General features: G+C 66.7%; 31 protein-coding genes. 1 reads left to right on the top strand and 30 read right to left on the bottom strand.

The genetic code is table 11. From position 1 onward, the window contains the following. Positions 1-34: 34 nt before the first annotated feature. From RMR04_RS22495 to RMR04_RS22410, 18 genes are all read right to left on the bottom strand, one after another. Entirely contained in the window at positions 35-412 is a 378-nt protein-coding gene (locus RMR04_RS22495; protein ID WP_311910674.1) for a hypothetical protein, read from the bottom strand. Continuing rightward, a complete protein-coding gene (locus tag RMR04_RS22490; protein WP_311910672.1) occupies positions 412-1533 on the bottom strand; it encodes a phage protease in 1122 nt (373 codons plus the stop codon). The genes RMR04_RS22495 and RMR04_RS22490 overlap by 1 nt, the downstream gene beginning before the upstream one ends. 92 nt (positions 1534-1625) lie before the next feature. Beyond that, entirely contained in the window at positions 1626-2165 is a 540-nt protein-coding gene (locus tag RMR04_RS22485; RefSeq protein WP_311910670.1) for a phage virion morphogenesis protein, read from the bottom strand. Positions 2166-2172: 7 nt separating this feature from the next. Next, positions 2173-2901: a phage head morphogenesis protein gene (locus RMR04_RS22480; protein ID WP_311910668.1), complete on the bottom strand. Its 729-nt coding sequence runs from the start codon at positions 2899-2901 to the stop codon at positions 2173-2175. A 144-nt stretch (positions 2902-3045) separates the two neighbouring features. Then, the gene (locus RMR04_RS22475; protein WP_311910667.1) at positions 3046-4662 is read right to left on the bottom strand and encodes a DUF935 domain-containing protein; all 1617 of its coding nucleotides are present in this window, start codon (positions 4660-4662) and stop codon (positions 3046-3048) included. Beyond that, positions 4662-6347, bottom strand: a complete 1686-nt coding sequence (locus RMR04_RS22470) for a terminase large subunit domain-containing protein (RefSeq protein ID WP_311910666.1) — start codon at positions 6345-6347, stop codon at positions 4662-4664. Before RMR04_RS22470 ends, RMR04_RS22475 begins: the two co-directional genes overlap by 1 nt. Further along, positions 6344-6907, bottom strand: a complete 564-nt coding sequence (locus tag RMR04_RS22465) for a phage protein Gp27 family protein (protein ID WP_311910664.1) — start codon at positions 6905-6907, stop codon at positions 6344-6346. The genes RMR04_RS22470 and RMR04_RS22465 overlap by 4 nt, the downstream gene beginning before the upstream one ends. 2 nt (positions 6908-6909) lie before the next feature. Further along, complete coding sequence (locus tag RMR04_RS22460; protein ID WP_311910662.1) at positions 6910-7206, bottom strand: VpaChn25_0724 family phage protein; 297 nt, start codon at positions 7204-7206, stop codon at positions 6910-6912. After that, positions 7203-7553, bottom strand: coding sequence for a DUF2730 family protein (locus RMR04_RS22455; RefSeq protein WP_311915909.1), 351 nt, complete (start codon positions 7551-7553; stop codon positions 7203-7205). Before RMR04_RS22455 ends, RMR04_RS22460 begins: the two co-directional genes overlap by 4 nt. Before the next feature lie 5 nt (positions 7554-7558). Beyond that, positions 7559-7753, bottom strand: coding sequence for a hypothetical protein (locus RMR04_RS22450; protein ID WP_311910660.1), 195 nt, complete (start codon positions 7751-7753; stop codon positions 7559-7561). 7 nt (positions 7754-7760) lie between these two features. Further along, positions 7761-8147, bottom strand: coding sequence for a hypothetical protein (locus RMR04_RS22445; protein ID WP_311910658.1), 387 nt, complete (start codon positions 8145-8147; stop codon positions 7761-7763). Further along, complete coding sequence (locus tag RMR04_RS22440) at positions 8147-8407, bottom strand: hypothetical protein (protein WP_311910656.1); 261 nt, start codon at positions 8405-8407, stop codon at positions 8147-8149. The genes RMR04_RS22445 and RMR04_RS22440 overlap by 1 nt, the downstream gene beginning before the upstream one ends. Continuing rightward, entirely contained in the window at positions 8404-8784 is a 381-nt protein-coding gene (locus tag RMR04_RS22435; RefSeq protein WP_311910654.1) for a hypothetical protein, read from the bottom strand. Before RMR04_RS22435 ends, RMR04_RS22440 begins: the two co-directional genes overlap by 4 nt. A 5-nt stretch (positions 8785-8789) precedes the next feature. Then, positions 8790-9338 carry a TIGR02594 family protein gene (locus RMR04_RS22430; protein WP_311910652.1) on the bottom strand — a complete coding sequence of 183 codons (549 nt, stop codon included), beginning with the start codon at positions 9336-9338 and terminating at the stop codon, positions 8790-8792. A 102-nt stretch (positions 9339-9440) separates the two neighbouring features. Beyond that, positions 9441-9812 (bottom strand): hypothetical protein, encoded by a 372-nt coding sequence (locus tag RMR04_RS22425; RefSeq protein ID WP_311910650.1) that lies wholly within the window; start codon positions 9810-9812, stop codon positions 9441-9443. Next, the gene (locus tag RMR04_RS22420; protein ID WP_311910648.1) at positions 9809-10045 is read right to left on the bottom strand and encodes a hypothetical protein; all 237 of its coding nucleotides are present in this window, start codon (positions 10043-10045) and stop codon (positions 9809-9811) included. Before RMR04_RS22420 ends, RMR04_RS22425 begins: the two co-directional genes overlap by 4 nt. Beyond that, positions 10042-10431, bottom strand: a complete 390-nt coding sequence (locus RMR04_RS22415; protein WP_311910647.1) for a regulatory protein GemA — start codon at positions 10429-10431, stop codon at positions 10042-10044. Before RMR04_RS22415 ends, RMR04_RS22420 begins: the two co-directional genes overlap by 4 nt. Next, positions 10428-10652: a hypothetical protein gene (locus RMR04_RS22410; RefSeq protein WP_311910645.1), complete on the bottom strand. Its 225-nt coding sequence runs from the start codon at positions 10650-10652 to the stop codon at positions 10428-10430. The genes RMR04_RS22415 and RMR04_RS22410 overlap by 4 nt, the downstream gene beginning before the upstream one ends. Positions 10653-10720: 68 nt before the next feature. Between RMR04_RS22410 and RMR04_RS22405 the strand changes: the two genes are divergently transcribed. After that, positions 10721-11320, top strand: coding sequence for a hypothetical protein (locus RMR04_RS22405; protein WP_311910643.1), 600 nt, complete (start codon positions 10721-10723; stop codon positions 11318-11320). 2 nt (positions 11321-11322) lie between these two features. Here RMR04_RS22405 and RMR04_RS22400 read toward each other — a convergent pair whose 3' ends face one another. The 12 genes from RMR04_RS22400 to RMR04_RS22345 form a co-directional block, all read right to left on the bottom strand. Continuing rightward, positions 11323-11643, bottom strand: a complete 321-nt coding sequence (locus tag RMR04_RS22400) for a hypothetical protein (protein WP_311910641.1) — start codon at positions 11641-11643, stop codon at positions 11323-11325. Further along, entirely contained in the window at positions 11640-12332 is a 693-nt protein-coding gene (locus RMR04_RS22395) for a DUF7168 domain-containing protein (protein ID WP_311910639.1), read from the bottom strand. The genes RMR04_RS22400 and RMR04_RS22395 overlap by 4 nt, the downstream gene beginning before the upstream one ends. Next, entirely contained in the window at positions 12329-12562 is a 234-nt protein-coding gene (locus RMR04_RS22390) for a hypothetical protein (RefSeq protein WP_311910637.1), read from the bottom strand. Before RMR04_RS22390 ends, RMR04_RS22395 begins: the two co-directional genes overlap by 4 nt. Continuing rightward, on the bottom strand, positions 12562-12798 hold the full coding sequence (locus tag RMR04_RS22385) for a hypothetical protein (RefSeq protein WP_311910635.1): 237 nt from the start codon (positions 12796-12798) through the stop codon (positions 12562-12564). The genes RMR04_RS22390 and RMR04_RS22385 overlap by 1 nt, the downstream gene beginning before the upstream one ends. Before the next feature lie 10 nt (positions 12799-12808). Then, positions 12809-13120 (bottom strand): hypothetical protein, encoded by a 312-nt coding sequence (locus tag RMR04_RS22380; RefSeq protein WP_311910633.1) that lies wholly within the window; start codon positions 13118-13120, stop codon positions 12809-12811. A 7-nt stretch (positions 13121-13127) separates the two neighbouring features. Beyond that, complete coding sequence (locus RMR04_RS22375) at positions 13128-13715, bottom strand: DUF3164 family protein (protein WP_311915908.1); 588 nt, start codon at positions 13713-13715, stop codon at positions 13128-13130. 157 nt (positions 13716-13872) lie between these two features. Then, the gene (locus tag RMR04_RS22370; protein WP_311910631.1) at positions 13873-14358 is read right to left on the bottom strand and encodes a helix-turn-helix domain-containing protein; all 486 of its coding nucleotides are present in this window, start codon (positions 14356-14358) and stop codon (positions 13873-13875) included. Next, the gene (locus tag RMR04_RS22365; RefSeq protein WP_311910629.1) at positions 14355-14771 is read right to left on the bottom strand and encodes a hypothetical protein; all 417 of its coding nucleotides are present in this window, start codon (positions 14769-14771) and stop codon (positions 14355-14357) included. Before RMR04_RS22365 ends, RMR04_RS22370 begins: the two co-directional genes overlap by 4 nt. Before the next feature lie 4 nt (positions 14772-14775). Continuing rightward, positions 14776-15018 (bottom strand): hypothetical protein, encoded by a 243-nt coding sequence (locus RMR04_RS22360; protein WP_311910627.1) that lies wholly within the window; start codon positions 15016-15018, stop codon positions 14776-14778. Further along, positions 15018-15416 (bottom strand): transcriptional regulator, encoded by a 399-nt coding sequence (locus RMR04_RS22355; protein WP_311910625.1) that lies wholly within the window; start codon positions 15414-15416, stop codon positions 15018-15020. The genes RMR04_RS22360 and RMR04_RS22355 overlap by 1 nt, the downstream gene beginning before the upstream one ends. Beyond that, complete coding sequence (locus RMR04_RS22350; RefSeq protein WP_311910623.1) at positions 15413-16033, bottom strand: hypothetical protein; 621 nt, start codon at positions 16031-16033, stop codon at positions 15413-15415. The genes RMR04_RS22355 and RMR04_RS22350 overlap by 4 nt, the downstream gene beginning before the upstream one ends. Then, a complete protein-coding gene (locus RMR04_RS22345) occupies positions 16030-16800 on the bottom strand; it encodes an ATP-binding protein (RefSeq protein WP_311910621.1) in 771 nt (256 codons plus the stop codon). Before RMR04_RS22345 ends, RMR04_RS22350 begins: the two co-directional genes overlap by 4 nt. Between the last annotated feature and the right edge of the window lie 7 nt (positions 16801-16807).

Raw genomic sequence — 16807 nt, 5'->3', positions numbered from 1 at the left:
GACGGCTCCGGTTGCGGTTAAGGCTGCAGGGCGATCAGGCGCCCTGCATCAGGCCCGGCTGGACGAGGGCGGGGATGATGTCGCCGGCAACCCCCGATGCCATGGCAAAGGCGCCGATGCGGGCATTAGCGCCAGCGGCCGGAGCCGCCGCGATGGCCGCGCCATTCGCATCGGAGGTCAGCGGACCGCCGCGAACGACCGTGCCGCCGAGCAGGAGTTCGGTCATGCCGCTGAGGACGACATCGACACGATCACCCGAGGCGCCGTCGACCTTCTCGAAGACGCCGACGATGGCGTCCGTGGCCGCAGCCGCTTCGATCATTGCCGTGTCGGACGAACCGAACACCGCGAAGCGGCGCCCCCGGATCGCCGCGCCGGCGACGTAGGTTTTGATGAGGGTGGGCGAATTCATCAGCGTCTCCCGGTGACGTGCAGGATCGCGTCGGTCGACGAGATCCGGTTGCCATTCCTGGCCTGCTCGGCCTGGTGAAGGTCTGCTGCAGCGACGACTTCGGCCGTCGTGGCATTTGCCGACAGCGCCCCCTCGGCCGGCGGACGCTTGACGCCGCCGCCATGGATGGACGGCAGGGCGTCGACCTCCTTTTCGACGCCAGCCGGATCCTTCTGGTGGCGGCCGATGTAGTGGTCGCGCATCGGAAGGAGCGGCTTGCCTGCGGTGATGGCGGCGTCGATGAAGGCGACGGCCTTCTCCTTCGCGCCCTCGGTCTGCAGCGTGGTCAGCTGCGACTGCAGCGAGATTACTGTCTGGCGCAGCTGGGTCGCGTCGGCATCGCCGCGCGCCTGGAGATGGGTTTGCAGCTCTGTCGGGGTGAGCTTGGCGAGGTCGAGACCCGCTGCCTTGAAATGCGCCGAGATGGCCGTGAGCTTGCCGGCATCGGCCGCATGGGCCGTGACCTGGGTGAGCAGGTCGGCAGAAGCAGCATCAGCCGCGAGACCGACAGCCTCGGCAAGCTTGCCCTGGGCGGCAGCAATCGCGGCATGCGAGGTGACGGCGGTCAGCACGGCGTCTTCGGCGGCATCGGCCGTCAGGCCGAGCGCGGTGCGCAGCTTGCTGAGGAAATCCATGTCGGGCGTCCTTGAATGAAGGGTGGTCAGGGTCAGGTTGGGATCGTTGGTCAGAGCAGCGCGGAGCAGCTTGACGACGCGGCCGCCCTCCTTCTCGGCGACCAGGACGGGCGAGATGCCGCGATAGGCCTTGTCCTCGATCAGGGCGCGACCCGAGGCAGTCCATTCGACACGCCCCCAGATTCCGTCGGCGCGGGGCTGCATCTCAACGATCCAGCCCCGCGCCGGCGCCGGCCGACCTTCCGGTGCGGCCTTGTCGGTTGAATGGTTCTCGTCGACCGTCAGCTTGCCGGCGGCCATGGAGGTGGCGATCACTTCATCGGCGGCCTCCAGCGTGAAAGGGCCACGACCGTCCACCCCGGAAAAAGTCCCGGCCGGCATCAGGTGAATCCACTCGGGAACACCGCCGGCCGGGAGCTGAAAGTGAAGGGAGGAACGTGTCGTCATCCCCGCCAATCTGGCGGGTCAGCGAGGCGTCGGGCACGCCCCTGCCAGGGGGCGTGAGCCAATGCGACGGATCTGGCTGGAAAGAACGCGGGCTAGCGCCGACGCGTCACCGATGATGACCCGGAAGTGACCGCGCGGGCAAGAGCGCCTTCGACAACATCCAGGATCATAACCTGGTCCGAGCTGCTGATCCCGAGATAAGGGCGCGGCGGCAAAGTGACCGAGCGGGCGTGGACCACGCGGTTGCCCATTTTGAAGACCAGGCGCCCGCCGCCCTTCGGCAGAATGGTGCCGCCGAAGTGCTGGATCGCGCCATAGATCTTGTTGGTGCCGACCTGCACCTCCGAACTGCCGGCGCGATAGGTGATCGAGCCCTGCAGGCCGCCGCGCATGCCGCGCTCGCGCAGGATGCCGGGGCCGCGTTTGCCGGCCGCGTAGACCGGGTTCAGCGGCTTCCAGGCGGCGCCGTCGGGATCATGACCGGCGTCGAAGCGATCCTGCGTCGAGGTGACGAGGCCCGTCCCGATCGCGCGCATCACCGGCCTGGTGTCCGCCATCACCGCGCCGAGCCGGGCAAAGCCGGCCTGGGCCTCGGAGATGTCCATGCGGGTGTTCAGGACGACGCCGGTCATTGGAACTTCAATCCGTCAGGCCGGGCACGGCGGAGGGCTTCGCGTCGCGCCAGACCATGCCTGGATTGTAGTCGAAGCCGGGATCGACCCCCTGGCTGCCATGCAGCACCTCGCCGGTGCGCTTGTTGACGATCGTGGTCGGAATGCGCGGCGGCGCGACATCGAGACTGCCCCGGCCCTGGATGCGCAGGGTGCGGTCCGAGATCGGCCGCACCCTGCAGCCGCAGCCCCAGCCATTGGGCGGATAGGCCCATTCCCAGAACGGATCGGTTGCCAGGAGCACCATGCCGTTCCAGGCGAGATGCTGCTTGCGCGGATGCTTGGCGCCGGAATGGACGTATTGCCAGTACGGGAAAGCGGCGAGCGTCTCGGGCTCGGTCTGCTGGGCGTAGCGGCCGGCCGAATAGGCCATCGACAGATTGGTCTCGTAGATGACACGGGAGCGCCAACCCGGCCGGCCGGTATGCTGCCAGCCATGCTTCTCGACGATGCGATCGAAGCCCTTGCGGAACTCGTCGAGCGTCGTGCCCTCCTGGAGCGCACGCTCGACCTCGCGGCGGAAATCGTCGACGAGCGCGTCCGTGGTCGCACCGGCGACGGTGAAGCCCTTGGCGTTCGCCCTCTGCCAGAGATCGGTCCAGGTCTCAGATGTTGCGTTGACCTTCTGGCGCAGGTAGTCGATCGCCTCGTCGAACGGCAGATCAAAGGCCTGGGTCGTGGAGCTGTAGTCGGTCACGGCGCCGCTCCGATCCCGAGCCTCACGGAAGGCCGTACAGGCCCGCGAGCGCCGAGTGCGGCTGTGCCCCGGAAAATTCCGAGACGGCCGCCCAGGCGTTTCAAAACCATTTGAACGAGCGCGTTAAGCGTGAAGCCCAGGTTGCTAGCTGCGCTGGCCGCCACGGGGTCCGCCGATTTCCTCGAGGAGGGCCGCCCGGCCGGTGAGATGGGCGAGCGCCAGGCCGCGCCCCATGACCTCGGCCAGGGCCTTCGGATCCAGGCTCATCTGCGAGAGCCGATGGGCAAGATCATTCAGGTCGCTGGCGGCATCGAAGGCCGCGCGGATCTCGTCGGTCATCCCTGCCATGGCCCCGGCGGCATCGAGCGCAACCTGTTCCGTCAGGGCGTCGACCAACTCGGGTTCGGGAGAGCTGGCATGGCGCGAGACCAGATGGCGCGTCAGGTCGAGCGGCGCCGGCTTGGCGGGCGGCGTCGGCGTTGGCACCCGCCCGCCGATAACCTCGGCATCGCCGGCATTTCCGCCCTTGGCCTTCGCGGGATCGGAAAAGCCGAGCCGGTCGCGGACCTCGCTGACCTCGACCGTGAGCCCGAGCGGCCCGAGTTTCTCAATCGCGTTGACGACATCATTGAGCGGAACCTCATCAGGCCGCCCAATGTGGAAGTTCGGATAGGCCGCCTGCGGCCCGAAATTAAAGGCGATGATCTGGCGGATCAGCTGACGTTTGATCGTCGTCGAGAGCATGCGCGCGTCGGAGCGCTCGATATCCTCCTGGACGAGACGATGCTCCTTGGCGACGGCATGGCCGCCGCTGACGGCATCGGTCGTCGTGGTCTGCCCCAGCACGAGCTTGGAGACCTGGCGATCGAGCCAGTCGCAGCGATTCTGGTAGAGTTCCCCGCCGGAGCCCTTAGCCGTGTCCTTCAGTCCGACGAACTCGATCTCCATGCCCTTCGGCAGGATCGCGGCGCAATCGCCGGCGATATTGGCGACGGCGTGCCATAGGATCGCCTTGTCGGCATCGGTCGCCATCTGGTCGTACCGCCCGACACGCACGGGCATGCCGTAGTTCTGGGCGTAGATCGCCCAGTCCTTCGCCGTGAAGGCCTTCATCATCCATGACCAGGACGCGACACGCGCCAGCCCCGATCGGATGGTCAAGCCGCTCTTGGCCTTGTGGCGGTGAACCAGGAACTTGTGCGGCGAGAGCGGTTGACCGGTCGCGCCCTCGCGCAGGAGCGGCGTCTCGCCGTCGATCCGATCGAAAGTAAACCAGCGCTGCGGCCGATAGAGGATCGCGGCCGGCACGATCATGCTGGGAGTGCTCGACCATTCGATTTCCATCACCGAGAAGCCCTTGCCGATCGCGTCGAGCACGTCGAACAGGCAGTCGTCGAGAACGCCCTCTTTCAGCCAGGCGCGTATGAACTCGGCATGCGCGACATGATCGGCCGCGTCGCTTGCCGCCTCGACAGTAGCGGGCAATTGCGTGACGGAACGCCGCCGGGTGCCGAGGACGGAAAGGTAATGCGGATCGCGCTCCTCGATATCCTCGGCAAGCTCAAGCCAGGCCTGCGGCTCGCCGCCGGCGGCGGCGCGGTGGATCGCCGCAAGCCGCCAGGGAGTGAGCCCGTCGACATGCTGGGTCGAGGTCGCCTGCCGATATCCGTAGAGCTGCGGCGCCGCCTCCGGCTCGCCAAAGAGGAGATCCATATCGACGCGCTCGCCATCGGGGCCGAGGGTTTTCGACAGGCGCGGCATCAGAGGCGTCCTCTCAGAGAGGGGGTCATTGAACCGATCGAGTGATCGGCGAACGGACTGCCGCCGGCGCCGGTCACGCCGAGGCCCGGCGCCCCACCGGTGACCGCCTGATAGGCGAAGCTCACCACCGGCATCAGCGAGGCGAAATGCGCCAGCACCGCCGCGATGGCCGCGTCGCCGTGGCGGGTCTTCTTTTTGCCATCGGCGGCGCCTTCACCCTTCTCCGCATTGCGAACGCGTGGCAGCCGGGCGATGCCGTCGATCATCCTGACGATGCGCAGATCGTTGCCGACATCGACGTCCTTCGGGACGTCCATGCCGAGCGCCTCCAGCGTCTGCTTCAGCAGCGGCATATTCGCGCGATACCAATCGACGGTGAACTTGATCTGCGCGATCCGCTCCATGCCGTAGCGCTGGGCAGTGCGCTCGGCGAGCGCGGCGCCGTTGCCGCCGGCATCGAGCGCGCCGGCGCCGAAGCGCGGCAAATGGTCGATCACCCACCACAGGATGAACTCCTGCTCGTCGAAGGGGATGTTGCGCAGCTCTATGACGAACGGCGTGTGCCGATGCATGCCCTGGGCGAGCTGCACTGGCCAGATCACGCTGAGGTCCGAGATGCGCCCGAAATCCTCGCCGAGGAAGCTGGGCTTGTCCGGCAGGATGCGGTGCAGCTGCGGGACGACATGCTGATCGAGCCAGGCCTGCGCGGCCTCGCGGCGCAGCCGGGCGGGCCAGGCGGCGAAGGCGCTCGGCATCTCCCAGCGCAAGACCTTTGTCTCGGCCTTCATATTGGCTTCAATGACGGCTGGCAGCAGCCAGACGCCCGAGCCCTCGGAGGGGATGCAGAACAGCTCCTCGTCGGCGCCCTGGCCGTAATGGGCGATGATCTTGGAACGCCACTCCGCCTCGCCCTCGGCCGTCCAGTCCTCGCCCTTGCGTTGGCAGATGCGCTGATAGAGCCCTTCGCGCAGCGCCTCGTCGAAATCGATCCGGACGATGCCGTAGTCGAAGACGCCGGCGCGGATGTCCTTGACGTACTGGTTGAAGGTGTTGGCCTCGCCGTCATGGGTCGAGATCACCACGACCATCCCGCCCCAGATGAGGAGCGCCATGGCTGCTTTCAGCAGCTCGGCGAGATCGTCATGGAAGGCGGCCTCGTCGATGATGACATAGCCCTGCTTGCCGCGCAGCGATCGCGGGCGCGACGGCAGCGCGACGATCTCGAAGCCGGAGGAGAAGCGGATGCGGAAGGCCTTGACCTGGCGGGTCTCGCCTGTTGCCGGGTCGAGATCCTCGAACAGGTACTCGCCGCTTTCGACCGCGGCCTTGGCGAAGAGCTTGGCCCACATGGCGCAGACGTCGATGAACTCGCGCGCCATTTCGAGGTTGTAGCCGATGTAGAAGGTGTCCATCCCGCCGGCGGAATGATCGGCGGCCGAGACCAGGACAGCATCCGAGGCGAAGGCCCAGGTCAGGCCGGTGCGGCGGCTTTTCTCGATGAAGGTGACCTCGTGCGACAGGCGGGCGCGGATCGAGCGCTTCTGGTAGCCGAGCAGGATCTCGGAGCGCGGCAGCTCGCGCAGGGCCTCGGGCAGGCCGTAGAGCGATTCCTCGCGGAGCGCCTTCCACTCCTCCGCCGTGATGGCGCGGCCGACCTTGAAATCCTCCTGCGGCAGGGCGCTCACGAGCGCTTCTCCGCCAGGTTGAGGAACTCGTCACGCAGCTCGGCGACGCGCTCCTTCGACAGGCCGGCCTTCTTGGCGACGGCGGCGAGCGCGCCGGCGGTCTTCTGCTTGTAGTCCTCGTCCAGTTTGGAGCGGCGGGCGCTCGACATCGCCTGTCCCTTGATCGTGTCATGGAAGGCGCGGGCTAGCTCCATGGCCCCCTTCGTCGACTGCGCATCGGCCTGGGCCAGCTCGAAGACGAGCATCTTGATAAACTCGCCGAGCACGATCGAATTCTCGTCAACCTTCTCCGGCGTGAACTGGTCGGCGATGCCGGTGAAGATGTGGCGCGCCTCGGCGAGCCGGATCTGCGCGGCGCGCAGCTTCAGCGCCTTGCGATTGAAGGCCGACGACGAGATCGGCTCGACGCCCTTGGTGCCCAGGCGATCGTTCAGCTCGAACAGGATGTCGGCCTGGGTGCGCTGGCGCTGGTTCAGCTCGCCGATCGCCCAGACGATATCGTCCTGGGCGAGATCGGGTACGAGGTCGATCGAGGAGAGCCGGCCGCTCGGGCGCGCCATGGTCAGGCCTCCCGGCTCGGACGCTTCACGCCCTCTATGACGATGCGGCGGTGAACATGGTCGCTGCCCTTGGCGGTCAGCGTCGCGACGCGGACAGTGCCGGCGACGATGACGCCGATCGCGCCCATCTCCTTCAGGAAGTTCAGCTCGTCATGAACCCAGTCGCGCGACTTGGTGATGCCGTAGGATTCGAGCACCTGGCGCAGCAGCTCGGAGTTGAGCCGCCCATCCGATTGCTCCTCCAGGCCGCGCAGGATGATCAGCCGGCCTTCCTCGCGGATGAGACGGTCCATGCTCATCGGGATTTCGCCTGTTCGAGGAGGAATTCCTGCAGCCGGTCGGAGATCGCCGCGACCGGCTTGAGCTGCTCGCCCATCGCCTTCAGTTCGCCTTTCACGCTCTCCAAGGCGAGCTGGATGGTGTGGACCGACCCCCGGTCCGGCAGGTGCCGGAACTCGCTTTCGAGCGCGGCTACCCGGTCCTCGACCTTGTCGATCTTCTCGACGGCACGGACGAACTTGCCGTCGAGAGACGAGATCGCCCGCTCATGGTCGGTGCGCGTGACGAACTTCGAGCCGATCGCGACGATCGCGGCCTGGCTGATCAGCACGAGCACGGTGCCGTATTGCTGCAGAAAGTTCATCACGTCGTTCAAGGCATCGCTCCGTCGATCGCCGAGACGGCGGCGGCCCGCCGGATCTCGCAGCTGCGCAGCGACGTGCGGTCACGTCCCCACAGATTGGTGGTCTCCTCCGCCGAGATGTCGCGATCGGGAATCGCGACAGGGTCGGCGCAGACCTTCCGCGCCGAGGCGGGCACGGCGGGCCTGACGAATTCCGTCTTCACGGTCGGTTCAACGGGCGCCGTTGAGCAGGCGGACGCGATCGCGCCCAACCCCGCAACGATCGCCACCAGCCAGGGCCGCATTCGCCTTCTCCAGTTCGGTCAACTCGGTTTGAAGCTTTGCCGTCTGCTCGCCGGCGACAGCCTCGGCTTGGGCAACGCGCAGAGCCTGCTCGGCTCGCGCGGCCTGGACCGCGACGTTCGAGGCGGCGATCTCGGCGCGCCAATGGGCGTCACGCTCGGCCCTGGCGGTCGCCGCCGCTTCGCTGACCATGGCGCCGATCGCGTGCATCACGCCCCAGGCGCCAAGGGTCGCGAGTGCGAGCAGCGCGGCCCCCGCCAGGGCGGCGATCGCCGTCTTGCCCAGCCCGGTCTTTGCCAGCAGCGTCGTCAGCATCAACCTGCCTCCGCCTTGGCCGCACGCGGCGCGCGGGGCGGCCTGGCGCCCGCGCTGAGCTGGCTGCGAAGATCGAAATGGCCCACGCCCTGATAGACGCCGATCACCGAGGCGATCAGTACGACCATGAGCGGCACCACGACCTGCGCCATCGCGACGCTGTGCCAGATCGACCAGCCGATCGCGAGCCAGGCCGGCACCAGGGTGCCGATCACTGTGATGCGGCTAAAGCTTCGCTTCGGCTTGATCAGATCGGTCATCGCAAGACGGCCCATCCCAGCCAGGCAAATAGCGACACAACCGTTGCGGCGGACAGCGTGAGCAACTGTCCGAAGGCATGGCCAATCCCGGAATATCCAGACGCGCTGCCTTCACCAACGTGCATCCAGACATGCCAGAGGAACGCGATACCGGTCACGATGAGCGGGAGAACCCACCAATCAAGCGTGACCGCAATCACCCAGGTCGGCGCTACGCCCGATGCCGCGCGAGCCGGAGACAGCCAGGCCGAAAGCGCCGCGACAGCGACGAAGATCGCAAGCCAGGCCCAATAGACCCAGGCCCCTGCTCCGTGCCGGGGCCGATCGATATGACCGGGGATGTGCCCGGCCGCCTGCCGGCGCTTCGCCTCGCCCATGACGATCAGGCCTCCCGGACCGCCGCGACCTTGGTAGGAGCGCCGCCGAGGATGACCGGTCGGTCATAGGGTGCGGCCGGTGAAGGCTGGCCCTTTGGCCAGTAGAAGCCGACGAACTCGCCCTTACGGAACGCGCTGAAATTGACCTGGTCGTTCTGATTGCCGCCGAGCAGCTGGATCGAGGTGGCATCCTCGCCGACATAAAACCCGACATGGCCGGAGGCTGCGCCACGATTGGAGGATTTGACCGCGATGCAGCCGAGCATCGGCGCGACGAGCTTGGTGAAGCCGGGATGCTTTACATAGGAGCGCGCCATGGCGCTGGCCGAGCCGGGCACCCCGGCCTTCTCCAGCATGGCGTTGACGAAGATGGCGCACCACGGCACCGCGCCATCATCACCACCGAGCGGGGTCTTGCCGAGCTTGCGATAGTCGAGGATGCGCGCGTTGGACTTCGGCCCGGAGACCTCGGAGACGCCAAGTTCCGCGATTGCCCGCGCGAGCCAGACAGGCGGCGTAAGCGAGGCGAGAAAAGCGAAGCGGGCGGGGAGCATGCGGGCCTCCGGCTGGGATAAGCTTCCGGATCGTCCGATCCCGGAATTCCCGCCGAAGATGCGCGCTGGGATCGCGACGCGGCACGCCCCTCAGAGGGGGCGTTAGGCCGATCTGGCGAAGAGGTCGAGCTGTTGGATGGCGGGCCGGCCGTGGCGCTTCAGGATCGCCGCCACGTTCTTCTCTGTGCACCCGGCCTTCAGGGCCGCCTTCGGGCCGGAGAGCCCTATGGCGATGTAGCACAGCACCCGCCAGGAGCGGGCAAGCGGGACGCGCATGTCGCCGCGCCCATATTTCGCATGCAGACGGGTGGCTGCGTCAAGCCCCAGCATCTCGACGATTGCGTCGCCCTTCTCTGGGCTCGCGACATAGAGCCTTGTGCCGCCGCGCTGCTCGAACAGCCGGAGCGCGGCCTCGGCGCCGATCGCCTCGACGAGCCCGGCGATATCGTCAGTCGGCGGCGGCAGATGCGTCATCGCCGCCTCCGGCGCACGCGCATGTCCTGGTCGAGCACTGTGACCAGGATGCCGTCCTCAATGACGTATTTCAGGCCGTCCGCAACGATGACGCAGTTCGTCGATCCGAGCAGCTCGGCCGCAGCCGCAGCGCGCTCCAGCGACGCGGCGATCGAGGCCCGCAGGGTGTTGAACTGCATGGCGCCGGAGCGCTCCAGGAACCGCACCAGGGCGTGGTCTGAAACCTTGATCATCCCCGCACCCGCTTCTGCCAGGCCTTGAGCTGCTCGATCGCCTCGCGCGCCTGGGCGGGCTTCAGGAACTCCGGCGCCGAGACGGTGAAGCGGGTCTTTGTCCAGGTCCGCAGGGCCTTGGGATCGAGCGGGCCGGAATGCAGCGCGCCCCATAAGGCGTAGATCATGCGGATTTCGGCGCGCTCGGCCGGTGGACGCGTCGACTCTTTCGGCTGCCAGCCAAGCCGCTTGAATTCGGCGATGACGGCGGCGGCAGCTTTGTCGCTCAAATCCTTGGCGCTCTCGACCCGAGCGACGCGCTTAAGCAGCGCCCGATACTCGGCGTCCTGGAGCGCGAGTTCCTTCTTGGCGATATGGATCTTGGCGAGCATGGCGGGATGGCTCATCGCGTGGCCCTCGCGATCGCCGCGACCAGTTCGACTCGCTTGCGCGTCAGCTGCTTCAAGCGGTCTTCAATGATGGTTGAGCGGCGCGGCAGGATGCTGGCGATGACGCCCTCCAGGCGGGCGCGCTCCGCGTCGATCTCGGCCAGCTCGCCTCGCGCCAGCAGCGCCGAGATGGCGGCAGCGTCGGACGGCCCAGGACGACGTGTGGCGAAGGCGGCCATGGTCACGCGAGCCCGCCAATGCGACAACAAGGAAGACGAAACAGATCCGTTGAGGCTGACAGGAAGTCATGAGCTCGATTCCGGCGCCCCTCGAACCAGAAGAACTGCTCAATATTTTCCTCTCTCGCCACGAGTACTCGCGCGAACAGCTGACGAAAGTGGGTGTTTTGACGATGGCATGGGCCGTCTTCGAGCATGAGCTGGAGCTCACGTTGTGGGAGATGGGTGCACCAGTTGTTTCGGGGGCCATACCAGCGACGGATCGCCTTACGCCGACCCAACGGATCGATGAATTCACCAAACTGGCACAGCCTCTTCTCGACCCGAATTGGCTGCCGTCCATTGAGGCTTTTGCGGAGATCGCTAAAAAAGTGGCCGAATACCGCAATGCAATCGCCCACGGCTATCCGGCAGGTGTCAGCTTTGGGGCTCTGTCTAGGGCCAATTTTTCTTGGGTCGGGGAGCTTCGGCGCAAACCGCCAAAGACTGGAAAGGTTGATGACCAGACTTTGGATGTAATGCTCGGTGCGCTGAATGTTCTGATTCAGGCGCTCTATCGCGGAAGGGGCTGCGATGGCGTTCTCGGTGTAATGGCCATTACCGCATATGCGTTCCAGTCCGAAGCACTTCACGCCATCCGTGCCTTGAACGTTTCTGGTACGCCCTGAACTCATCGCACCGGCCCTCCAGCCTTGGCTGTGGCCTCGCATATCGCGAGCTCCATGCAGATCTCGGCCAGCGCTGGCCCGTGCTGCAGGACGGCCTGGCGGGCCTCGGCCGGCAGTTGCAGGAAGGCGCGTAGCTCGTCTTCGTTCTGCGAGAACAGCGCCAGCGTGCGGGCGGCGGCACCGAGGCGCACGATGTCGAATTCTTCGACAGACTTCGAGCGCTCGCCGCGCACTGTGCCGCCGCAAGCCAGGGAGCGCTGACGCGTCTCGGCGAAGCGCACCGCCTCGGCCTGCTGGGAGAGGGAGACCTTGGGCGCGGTCATGAGCCGCTCCCGATCTGCTTCGGCGCGGCCGTGCCGGCGACGCCATGGTGCAGGCCGACATCGGCGCCGGCGCGCCAGCCCGCACCGCCAGCAGCGGAATAGCGCTCCTTCCGCTCCTTCATCGTGATCGAGACGGTGGTGCCGGCTCGTTTTGCCAGTGCCTGCTTGGCGGCTGCGCGGGCATCGTCATCGCGCACCGACCGGAACAGCTCTAGGAGCCGGACTGTCAGCCGTAGCACCATGCCCTCGACAAAATCGGCGGCAGCCTGGCGCCGTGTCGAGAGCTTGCGGCGGCGCTGGTAGAACGGCGTCTCCTTGAACTCGCGCAGGGCACGCTCGACCGCGCGGAAGCACACGTCGCGCAGATAAGCTGCGATGTCCGGACCCGGCTCGCGCCCGACGAAGAGCACGTCGCCGTCATTGGTGCGGATCAGCCAGGCGCAGTTGGTGACGAGGGCGATCGCCCCAGAGACCTTGTCGCGCCAGGTGGTGCGGTTGGTCGTCCTGGTCGAGCTATCCGGCGCTGTCGCCTCGGTCATCTCGATGTCGGCCTGGTCGAAGGCATGCTCCGCCATGAGGCGAGCCGCCACAGCGGCTGCAGCCATGGCCTCGGCCTCGGTGCAACCAGCCGCAGCCGTCTTCGCCTGCAGGGCGGCGATCTTGGCCCGGAGGCGCTCGCGCGGGGTCATGACCGCGTCTCCCGCGCCGCGATCAACTCGGCGAAGTACCGCCCCGTCGCGGTGAGCCTGGCGCGCTTCTGACGGCGCACTGTGGTGATGGCGGCCAGGCCGTTGTCGGCCAGGCGCGTATAGATCGAGGGCCGGTCGCGCGTGATGTCGAGCTGGGTCTGGCCCAGCAGCGCATGGAGCTTGACTAGGGCGCGCTCCTCGGGGCGCGTGAAGGCGCGCAGCTGGGCCATCACGCGTCCCCCTCGATCAGGTCGCAGTCGCCGGCCGGCACCGCGAAGACGAGCCCGTCGTCGGTGCGGATGCGCAGGTGCGAGGCCGAGGACGGGCCGACGACGCGAGCCTTGAAGGACACCTCGCCCTGCTCGTGGTCGAAGGTGGCGACCCGGATCAGCGCGTTCTTCGGGAAATCTTCTGGCGCCAGGACGAGCCGGTCGAAATCGGTGTTGAGGATGTTGTGAAGGTTCATTGAAGCGCCCTCAGTTGAACGCCGCGCCAGCCGGATCGAACGATCCGTCCGGGCGCCGCTGATGATGACGGGCATTGAGCTTGAGGATGTTCTCGATGCCGGCCCGAGCGGCTCGTTCGACGTCGACCTGAAAGCCCTGGGCTTCTCCGGTCCTGAGCAGAGAGACGGCCGCCGTGAGCAGCGCCTGCACCGCAATGTCGAGAGCGACGACAGACGAATAGCGCTGCTGCAGTCCTTCGATCGCCTCCACCGCCCGCACCGCTGTCGCCAGCGACAGGGCGTTCAGCTCGGCCGCGATCTGCTCGTTCTGCGCTTTGTCCATGTCGCCCTCACGCCGCTGCGATGTTGATGGCGACGGCACGCCACTCGTCGTTCGGCCGCGAGCGCATGTAGAAGCGGACATATTCCTTCGTGCCGGTGATCCGGATGGCGTCGCGGATTGCCTTCATGGCACTGACCCAACGCTCGTCGAGGATCTCCATGCGCAACAGCGAGAACAGCTCGGCCTTGTTGATCTGGCCGGCCTGATCGACGTTGAAGACGCGGTTCACCAGCGCGCGGATCTCGGGCCGGCTTTCCGCGCCCCACTCCTTCAAACACTCGTCGATCAGCGCCTTCGCCTGCTGCAGCTGCGGCCCGAACTCGATCAGGTTCGCGATCTGCACCTGGACCTTCTTCAGCCCGTCGAAGGTCTGGAAGGTGACGTTGCCCTTCTCGCCGCCGGCTTTGGCGCCGTAGTCTTGCTGGTAGAGCGCATGGACACCGTTCAGATCGGCGAAGGTGTGCTCCCTGAAGCGCCTGATCTGGGCAGACAGATCCTCGGCGAATGCCATGATCTTGCGGACCGTCTCGTCTTCGAGTTGATCGGCCGCGCGGATGTTCTCGATCGGGATGAGCGAGCCCTTGGCGTCGCGCATGTAGCTCCCGCCGCCGACCTCGATCGTGCCAGCGGTAACAATGGGCTTGGTGAACTCGATCTCGGCGCCGATCGGCAGAACCTGGAGGCCGGCGGCGCGGACCTTCTCGATCGCCTCTTGCAACATCGGATCGGTCGAATCGACGAGAAGCGCAGTCTCAAGCTGCATGGTCGGTCTCCTGTTCGGGGGATGTGGTGGGGGCGTCCGCGAGAACGGCCTCGCAGAGCGCGATGATCTCGTGTGCCGAGACGCGGACGGCCTCGCGCGTGGGATGGCTCAACACGCGCTGGGCGGTGGCCACGGGATCGACGGTTTGGGCAAGGCGCAGCAGGCCGTGCTTCTCGATCGCGAGCAGGGTGCCGAGCATCAGATCGGTGGTTTGCCGGAACTCGATGTCTTGCGCCCGGAGCTCTTCGGCGCGGGCGATCCCCAAGATGATCGTGCTGTGGTCGCGATCACCCAACGCCCGGCCAAGCGCGGCTCTGCTGATGTCGATCATCTTTTCCGCGAGCCAGTAGACCGCGAAGCGAGCCCGCGCGGCGTCCTTCACACGGGTCTCGGCCATGATGTCGCGCCGGTCGATGCCGGTCACGGCGCTGACGGCGGCGACGATGATGTCGAGAGTGACGTGGCGCTCGCTCATGCCGCGTCCCCACCATCGCTGAAGGCGGCGCGCTGGCGCGACGCCATTGGGAAGGTGACGACGTTGCTATCGCCAATCTGCGAGGAGAGCGCAGCGAGGCGGGGACGCGAGACATGCTCCGGCTCGCCGCGATCCAGCCCGCGCTGGATCTCGAATTGCTGGGCTTTCAAGGCCTCTTGAAGCGAGGGTGAAAGCGCGGCGCTGGCGACGATGTCGAGGTCGCGCGCAATCGCCTCCATCTCGGCGGCGTTCTGGGCGCGCGCCTCAAGGCGGTCGGCCTTCTCGGCCAGGAGGGAGAGCGAGGCAGTCAGCTCGCGGCAGGCGTCGATCGTCGGCCGCTGATGCGAGCCGACATAGCGCCGAAAGAGATCGCGCAGCTCGCGGAGATCGGCGGAGAGGGGCTTGGGCTCCATCGGCTCAGCCCTCGCTGCCGGTGCGCCAGAAGCCACGGCCAATGGCCATGTGCGCCTGGTGCTGGCGGCGCTCCTGCCGCTCGAAGGAGGCGAAGCCCAGGATGCCGGCGAGGCCGAGCATGATACCGAACGCCAGGAAGAAGGCGTAGACCTCGGGCTGACGCACCAGGTGGTACATGACGCCCGCGAAGAAGGGGCCGAACACGGCCATGGTGAGGGCCAGCAGCTTGCAAGCTGACGAGAACATCAGGCGGAGTCCTTCTGTTGGCGGGACGGGCAGGTTTTGCAGGCGTGGAAGAGCCGGGCGCGGGTCGAGCTGGTGGCTGAAAAGGGCTTGCCCTGTTCGGAGAGGCAGCGGTCCTTGCCGATCTCGTCGAGGACCGGGCACATGACGACCTCGCCCATCAGGGCGCCCCGGATCGTGGCGAAGACCTTGTTGAGGTCGCCGCGATAAGTGCCGGCCAGCGTCTGGCTGATGACGGCGTCGGAGTAATTGAGCCGTGCGGCGATGGCGGAGGCCGTTGCCGCACGGCAGGCCTCGGCCAGCGCCAGCACCTCCTTTGGCATCGCCTCGCCCCAGGCGGCCTGCGCCTTGGCGACAGGATCGACCTTCGAGCCCCTGCCGGAGATAGGGCCGCGGTTCATGCCGCCCTCCCGGTGGTTTCCGAGGCGTTAGGGTTAACGACCCGCCCCAAATTGCGGTCGAAGACGACGGTGCCGTGCTTCGTCGTGGCGGGGCACAGCGGGCCGGTATTGAACCCCGGCATGAGTTTCCAGTGAGCCTGGACGCCGCGCTGCTTCCGGCGGCCTATCTCGACGAGATAGCCGGCCTTGGAGAGCGCGAAGACATAGGTGCGCGCGGTCGGCTCGGATATGTCGACAGTGTCCGTCGCGGCGGCGATGGCGAGATCGCGCACCGTGAAGGTCCGCAGCGCCCGCATCGCGGTCCAAAGCTGCTGGCAGCGCCGGCCACGTTCGCCGGTGAAATCCGGACGGCGCTGGACCGGCGCTTCGGCCCGCAGGTTACAGACCTTGTAGATGCCGGCGGTGCGGTTCTTCTCGGTCGGGCGTTCGCCGACCAGTTCGATATGGCCCTGCTCGGCGCAGAAGAGCACGTAGGACTTGATCGTGCTGCGAGCGCGGACCGAGGAAGCCTTGTGGATCTCGGTGATGGTGAAGCCGCCCTGGCGGGTGAAGGCCACCATCTGCTTCCAATAGTGCTGCGGCCCTTGCGGCAGCGGGTTGGGAACGGCGCGCTTCATGACGCCCTCCGTGAGACGCCGAGGACTGAGCGCTTCGGCGGCTCGCCCGTGTCGATCGGGCCGTCGTAGCTCTTCAGCTCCGCGCTCTTCAGGCCCCGGACCCGCGCCCATTCGATGACGTTGTCGATGTTGCTGCAGATACGGCGGGCGCGGCCCTGGGATTTGTTCCGGAGATGGTCCAGCAGATCATCGGCGATCGTCAGCCAGCCCGGCACATAGAGCTGCGCCAGCAGCATCGCGTCTTCGAGATCGCAGGGCTGGGCAAGCTGCCAAGCCAAGACGCGGTTATGGGTGCGCTCCGAGCGGGCGAGCTTGCCGGGAAGCTCTTCCTCGCCGATCAGGATGATCGGAACCTGCGAGGCCTCATGGATCTCGCGGACGATCTCGATGAAGCCCTTGTCGACCAGGCGGTCCGCCTCGTCGATCAGCAGCGGCGGGTGGCCAGGGCGCGACAGGCGCTCGATCGCGGCCTCCGTGAGGGTGGCGACCGTGCCTTTGGGCTCGTTGACACCCAGCTCGCGCAGGATGGCCTTGATCAGGGTGAGTTTGGTCCAGCTCTCGCCGACCTCGACGCGCAGGGCGTCCTTCTTGTTCTGCAGGTAGATCGCGGCCCAGCTCTTGCCGTAGCCCGATGGTCCGCTGAAGCAGCCGAGCCCCGGCAGATGCGGCGAACGCTCGATCAGGCGCGTCGCCAGGGTCAGCATCGACGCCACGTTCTTGAGCGGCGCCAGCGTCCCCTTGGGCTTGTAGTCCGTGACGTTCGACATATTCGAT

It is taken from the genome of Bosea sp. 685, assembly GCF_031884435.1.
In the GTDB taxonomy this organism is placed as follows: Bacteria; Pseudomonadota; Alphaproteobacteria; order Rhizobiales; family Beijerinckiaceae; genus Allobosea.
This window is presented reverse-complemented; position numbering and strand designations above follow the sequence as displayed.